The following is a 5,426-nucleotide window of genomic DNA, read 5'->3' as shown; positions in this document are numbered from 1 at the left end:
ACATCTTCGGAAGTAATGAAAGGGGTAGTGGCTACGGCTAAGTGCCTTAATAGATCTTTTATACGCCATTTTTAAAACTTAGCAATTCATTATCTAATTCTTCTCTACATTCGCGCAGTTTTTGATTTACTTTTTCTTGAGTTTTATCAGCGTGTAGATCAATAAGACCTAGGAAATTTTCGAAGTTTCCATTTATTATATTGTCGTAGAATAATTTTAAAATTTCAGTTTGATATCCTCTAAATCCATCTAATTTTTCTTCTAAATTTGTTGTATACATACTTTCGGATTTAATTATCGCTGAATGGATTCTAATTTTTTGTCTCAATTCTGTTTCTTCCTCAAGAATTCTATGTACTTTATTATTTTGATTATAGATTGCTTTAGTATTATGTTCTTTGTCTTTGGAAAGATATTCTTTGCCTTCCAAAAATAAATTAGAAGAATCGTTATGGCGTTGAGTCAACCGATCTAGTTTTTCTTTTTCAGCAACATATTTTCTTAGTACGTTAAATCGAACAGAATTAAACCCCTCTATTTCTATAAGTTTTTGAGCAACTATATCAATTTTCTCAAGTTGCATCTTTCTAACAATTAGCTCACGTTCTTTTTTATCATTTAGTTCAGCTTGTTTATTTATAGAAAACATTTGCATCTGTCTTTGCTGATCCATATTATCTTTATTCATTAATATTTGAAGTTGCATTTGTCGGTTTGTGATTACAAACACAATAGCAGCCCCTATAATAGCACCTAAGTACGCCCCCCAGTAATTTAACCAACCTTCTGTACTTCCTAATGCAAATGAAAACATACTCAATCGCATTAAACCTACCATCAAAAGTGGTAATCCAATTAATAACAATGATATATATGCAATATTTTTTTTACTAATATTCAGTCCTCTAATATTCATCTCTTCCCCCATCTGTTACTTTTTAAATATATACATGATTTTACCATATTAATTTAAAAGTAACAGATGGCTACATCGTATATTTAGAACTTTCAATTTAATAGAATAAACGTATCAATAGAGTAAACCCCATTGATACAAAAAAGAGTCAATGATATAAATGACTGTCACTTTGACCGATAAATTTCGCTTATTTTAAGTGTTATTTTGCACATTCAACTTTAAAAACCCAGCTACCTTCACAAGAGAAGATTAGCTAGGTTTCTTAATTATTTTAGAACTATTCTGATCCATTTAGTAAAAAAGTGACTGCTCGTTGTTCAGCAATAGCGCCTGATTGTTGAAGATCATTTTTCTAATGAATAGTATCCTTGTACTGCGCAACAAATGACTCTGACATTTTTTCGTCTTTCCTATTCAACATAAGCACCCTTTAGTTAAATATCAACATTTATTTAAAAATAAAAAAAGGGCAAAACTGCCCTTTTTTTACCTATCCCTGTCCTAATCCTTCTGCTTTTAGCGATTCGATATTTACACCATTGTTTTTGCAACAATCCACTAGTTCCCCATCGATTGCAACGGCTGGAACCGCTTGTACACCGTATTCTTTTGCTTTATCAACGCACTCATTTGTTGCACAACCTTTATTTAAATCGTAAATCACAACTTCGCAATTATCACAAGCAAGGTCTTTTACTTGTTTTACAACGTCATCACATAAATAACAACCTGATGTAAATACCTCTACTAATCGTTTAGCCATTTTCATTCACTCCTTCAAAATTTTTAATAATAGGACAATCTTTTTTTGAAACCCCAGAACGAGGACATTTTCCCGCTAAATCCTCAAGTAATACTTTCATTTGGTACAAGCTTTCGATTTTTTCTTCAATTTCTTTGATTTTGCTTGTTGCAAAATCATGTACTTCCTCTGAACGAAAGTGTTCATCATTTGAAGCATTTAACAGATTTTTTATTTCTTCTAATGTAAATCCTAAGTTCTGTGTCCTTTTGATAAAAAGAATGTCTTTTACAACACCTTCAGGAAACTTTCTATATCCTGATTTATTACGAGGAGGTTCAGGAATTAACCCACGCCTTTCATAATAGCGAATGGTTTCAATATTGACCTCACAGGCTTTAGCCAGTTGGCTTATTGTTAATCCTTCCCTGACTTTTCCCTCCTCAGTTATTAGTATGTACCCCGTACCATAGTACAGGGTCAATGGTAATTTAATGTATTTTTTAATTAAACAATCCTGCTCAATAGTTGAAGAAGCAACAGCTCTGTTCTGCTATCGCACCCCGTTTATTGAATAAGGAAAACATGATCTTTACTGTATTTATTTCAAGATGCTTCAAATACTAATAAGAAGAACTAAATTGATGAAAAGGGTGGAATATTTATGGAACAAGAGGAAAAATGGAAAACCGCTGCAATCTCAATGGCAAGCGATATAAAGGTACAAACTTTTGGCGGAGCTGAAAAGATAACTCAAACTGCGGAAAATATGGAAAAAGTTCAAACGATTATTAATGATTGGAATGCTATGTCAAAGAAATCGGCAAATCTTACAATTGAACAATATGGTCCTCCGAATGAAGCGATTCCAAGTCGATTAATCTGGTACAGCAATGGACCGTGGAAACGGACTATTGTCTATCGTGATGAAATCCCACATGACTTTCCACAACCCCATACCGATGTTATCGAGCAAGTTATTAATTATAAGGTCCCCCAAAAGATGTTTAATGAGCTTGCGAAGTTTGATGGTAGTATAATCGTGGAAAAGACAAAGGGCGAGGTATCTTCTCGCTGTGATATGGAGGCTGCTAATTTCACTGCCATTAACGTAATGCACGATATTTGTACAGGAAAGTTAAATGCCGAAGAAGGGCGCGATCTTCTCTGTGAGGTTATGTCGGCTCATATGATGAATAAACCAGCACCTTATGCTGAGAAACTTCAGTTCGATGTGTCAAAAGAAGAAAAATATGATACAGACGTTGTGATGATTGCTGACGAAATGGTGGAACAAGCCGTAGAAAAAGTAAACGAAATAGTCGATGATAGTATGGGTAATGGTAGGTATCATTAAAAATATAGCAATTCTTTAAGAACTGTCCAAAACAGTTCTTTTTTTAGATATTCTTTCCAGGTCACTTAAGCAATACCCCTGTCCTAGCGGTATGTATGTTGGTATAAAAAAAGTGAGCAGGATGTCGTATAACAACATCCTACTCACAACTAGACAGTATCTATACCTTGGTCAAATATTGCCGTTTGTATATTTTGTTCTTTTTCCTTTGTTCCAGGATCACCAAGTGAAGAGCAATTTCTCCATAGTTCTTCCTTAGCCTGCTCCCAAGGGAGTTGAGGTGCAATTAATTCCATATATATTTTTACCTCTTCATCAGAAAGCTTTCGTCTTGTTTCAATATCTCGAACATCGCCGATGTTCCAAACACTAGTAGGTCATGCGGGATGAACGATTGAAAATCCATCATCTAGAAGGAAAATACCATATCCACGATTTTCTTTGATAACTTTCATAACAACCCTCCTCGTATTATTTATTTGTTTATATATATTCGTCAATCTAGTTTAAGTATCCTGCTCTTATATACAGTATTTAGTCACAAAACATTTTACAGACTAATTCATTTAAATTTTTAATTACCATATTTGGTTGCACACCTAGCTCGTCAAAATGTTTATTAAATCGATTAATCCAACAAACTTGATAACCGAATGTTTTAGCTCCCGAAGCATCCCATGAGTTTGAAGTTATAAATAACGTTTCTTTATTTACTCCTAACTTTGCTACTGCTAATTGATAAACTCCCATAAAAGGTTTGTAAATCTTTAGTTCATCCACACTAATAACATGAGAAAAAATATGGGAGAGGCTTGCATTTTCAACTATATTGTTTAGCATGTCAGGCGAACCATTGGAAAGAATTGCAAGGTTTCTATTTATCAATAAATTGGTTCCTCCGCTTTGTTTTTACACAAATTCAGCCATTAAAAGGTATTTATTTTTTATGATACTACTAAGCGTAATTTACTCTTATACATTAATTTTGTCAATGTATATTCTATAGCACTTTCTTCTTGTGTGAAACTCCTTCAAAGTTTCCAGGGAAGTGAAAGATTTCCACTATCGATACTGCATTACGGGAATAATTCTTCGTATAATGTCATCCAAGAAAAATGATGAAGAGAATGCAACGAATTCGCAGCTTACAGAAGTATTTCAAGTCATTATTTCACTATTTTTTTTATTGCATCACTCTGAACATCATCGACCTTTCCTTCACAAATGTTAATAAGATGGATGTTATCTTTGTCAATGGATTTAAATATTCCAGTTTCAAAATCAGTTTTTTGGTTAGGAAAGAAAATCCCTTCCATCACAGACTCAGACGAATTTTGATACGTTAAATAATACCCTTTTTCGTTTTGTGATAGGAAAGCATGAATTCCACTTTGGTACTCTGACTCTTCAACCATATTTTTACGATTTACTTCAATGATTGTCACATCTACATTCGTGAGTTTCTCTAATAATTCATTTACGACTGATCCGTGTATAAACATATCCCATTTACTTTGTATTGGCTGTCTAATCATGACATGATTACACTGATACTCTTCGGCTATTAAGGATATAATCGTACTTAATTTTCTTCCTTTTAACGGTTCTTCTATTCTTTTTACTCCGCATGTACGTTACCAATCTTTGATAATTTCCTCTTGAGAAGTACGTTCAAATGTTCTTTGATTATCGGTTTCATCATAGAAAGTTAATAAATAACAAGTACCACCATAAGCTTTAGCAAGTAATGTTCCCTTTTTAATTAGATTCTCTGCATTTTTATAATAGCGTACACACACTAATACATCCTTATTCATCATCATCCACACACCTTTATTTAGAAGATATTTTTGGGTTGTGATACCTATTATCACTAAGCTAAGGCGAAAGTGATCGACATAACTGTCTATTTTTCACGCCCCTTTAGTTCTGTTCTTAATGTTAATTCGGCAGCTATACTCCCGATTATAACTCGTATGTACACTTAATATTTTCCCCCATAATCCTTGACAATATGACTAATAAAACAAATCTGCAAAACGCCAATCACAACATCACCCGAAATTTTACAGTATTCATAATAGAAAAAGAAAATAGATTACATCTTACTACACTATCTCTAACAGTCGAAGGAGACATTCATTGTTTCGCTTTGATATTTTGGGATAGTAGTGGTAATCCCCTTTATAAAAGGGGGGATTTGAATTAATGTAGATCGCAGTAAGGTCAGGAAATTAACGATAGTATTCATAATTGTGTTATTCAATTATCTGTCCTTACACCAAAAAAAAAGGCGCAATTCTTCTTACAGAATAGCACCTGATTGTTAAAGGTCATTGCAAAGCCTTATTGAAAAAAACTACCCCCGTTCTTCAACAATCTGGCCCGTTTGTGGAGGATTGATCTTA

General features: G+C 33.5%; 8 protein-coding genes. 1 reads left to right on the top strand and 7 read right to left on the bottom strand.

Annotated elements, in window-relative coordinates:
• Window positions 1-58 precede the first annotated feature (58 nt).
• The 3 genes from ACHABW_RS25255 to ACHABW_RS25245 all read right to left on the bottom strand — a co-directional run bounded on the left by ACHABW_RS25255 (window position 59) and on the right by ACHABW_RS25245 (window position 2,145).
• Window positions 59-916 carry a hypothetical protein gene (locus ACHABW_RS25255; RefSeq protein ID WP_435759747.1) on the bottom strand — a complete coding sequence of 286 codons (858 nt, stop codon included), beginning with the start codon at window positions 914-916 and terminating at the stop codon, window positions 59-61.
• Between the two features lie 493 nt (window positions 917-1,409).
• The gene (locus ACHABW_RS25250; RefSeq protein WP_435759745.1) at window positions 1,410-1,682 is read right to left on the bottom strand and encodes a thioredoxin family protein; all 273 of its coding nucleotides are present in this window, start codon (window positions 1,680-1,682) and stop codon (window positions 1,410-1,412) included.
• A complete protein-coding gene (locus tag ACHABW_RS25245) occupies window positions 1,675-2,145 on the bottom strand; it encodes a MerR family transcriptional regulator (RefSeq protein ID WP_435759743.1) in 471 nt (156 codons plus the stop codon). Before ACHABW_RS25245 ends, ACHABW_RS25250 begins: the two co-directional genes overlap by 8 nt.
• A gap of 180 nt (window positions 2,146-2,325) precedes the next feature.
• On the opposite strand from ACHABW_RS25245, the gene ACHABW_RS25240 reads away from it, so the two are divergent.
• Window positions 2,326-3,018, top strand: a complete 693-nt coding sequence (locus tag ACHABW_RS25240) for a hypothetical protein (RefSeq protein WP_435759741.1) — start codon at window positions 2,326-2,328, stop codon at window positions 3,016-3,018.
• A gap of 149 nt (window positions 3,019-3,167) precedes the next feature.
• Here the strand turns inward: ACHABW_RS25240 and ACHABW_RS25235 are convergent, their stop codons facing one another.
• The 4 genes from ACHABW_RS25235 to ACHABW_RS25220 all read right to left on the bottom strand — a co-directional run bounded on the left by ACHABW_RS25235 (window position 3,168) and on the right by ACHABW_RS25220 (window position 4,841).
• On the bottom strand, window positions 3,168-3,314 hold the full coding sequence (locus ACHABW_RS25235; protein ID WP_435759739.1) for a hypothetical protein: 147 nt from the start codon (window positions 3,312-3,314) through the stop codon (window positions 3,168-3,170).
• Window positions 3,315-3,552: 238 nt separating this feature from the next.
• Entirely contained in the window at window positions 3,553-3,903 is a 351-nt protein-coding gene (locus ACHABW_RS25230; RefSeq protein ID WP_435759737.1) for an HAD-IA family hydrolase, read from the bottom strand.
• A gap of 281 nt (window positions 3,904-4,184) precedes the next feature.
• A complete protein-coding gene (locus ACHABW_RS25225; RefSeq protein WP_435759735.1) occupies window positions 4,185-4,553 on the bottom strand; it encodes a hypothetical protein in 369 nt (122 codons plus the stop codon).
• A 99-nt stretch (window positions 4,554-4,652) separates the two neighbouring features.
• A complete protein-coding gene (locus ACHABW_RS25220; protein WP_435759733.1) occupies window positions 4,653-4,841 on the bottom strand; it encodes a hypothetical protein in 189 nt (62 codons plus the stop codon).
• Between the last annotated feature and the right edge of the window lie 585 nt (window positions 4,842-5,426).

The organism is Salipaludibacillus sp. CF4.18 (genome assembly GCF_051262595.1).
In the GTDB taxonomy this organism is placed as follows: domain Bacteria; phylum Bacillota; class Bacilli; order Bacillales; family Salisediminibacteriaceae; genus Salipaludibacillus; species Salipaludibacillus neizhouensis.
The sequence above is the reverse complement of the archived record's forward strand: the minus strand, read 5'-3'. Positions and strand labels throughout refer to the sequence as shown.

Bases quoted from the DNA above. Each gene is read 5' to 3' on its own strand.
- ACHABW_RS25255 (WP_435759747.1), bottom strand. From the start codon at position 916: ATGAATATTAGAGGACTGAATATTAGTAAAAAAAATATTGCATATATA.
- ACHABW_RS25235 (WP_435759739.1), bottom strand. From the start codon at position 3,314: ATGGAATTAATTGCACCTCAACTCCCTTGGGAGCAGGCTAAGGAAGAA.
- ACHABW_RS25220 (WP_435759733.1), bottom strand. From the start codon at position 4,841: ATGATGATGAATAAGGATGTATTAGTGTGTGTACGCTATTATAAAAAT.
- ACHABW_RS25240 (WP_435759741.1), top strand. From the start codon at position 2,326: ATGGAACAAGAGGAAAAATGGAAAACCGCTGCAATCTCAATGGCAAGC.
- ACHABW_RS25225 (WP_435759735.1), bottom strand. From the start codon at position 4,553: ATGATTAGACAGCCAATACAAAGTAAATGGGATATGTTTATACACGGA.
- ACHABW_RS25250 (WP_435759745.1), bottom strand. From the start codon at position 1,682: ATGGCTAAACGATTAGTAGAGGTATTTACATCAGGTTGTTATTTATGT.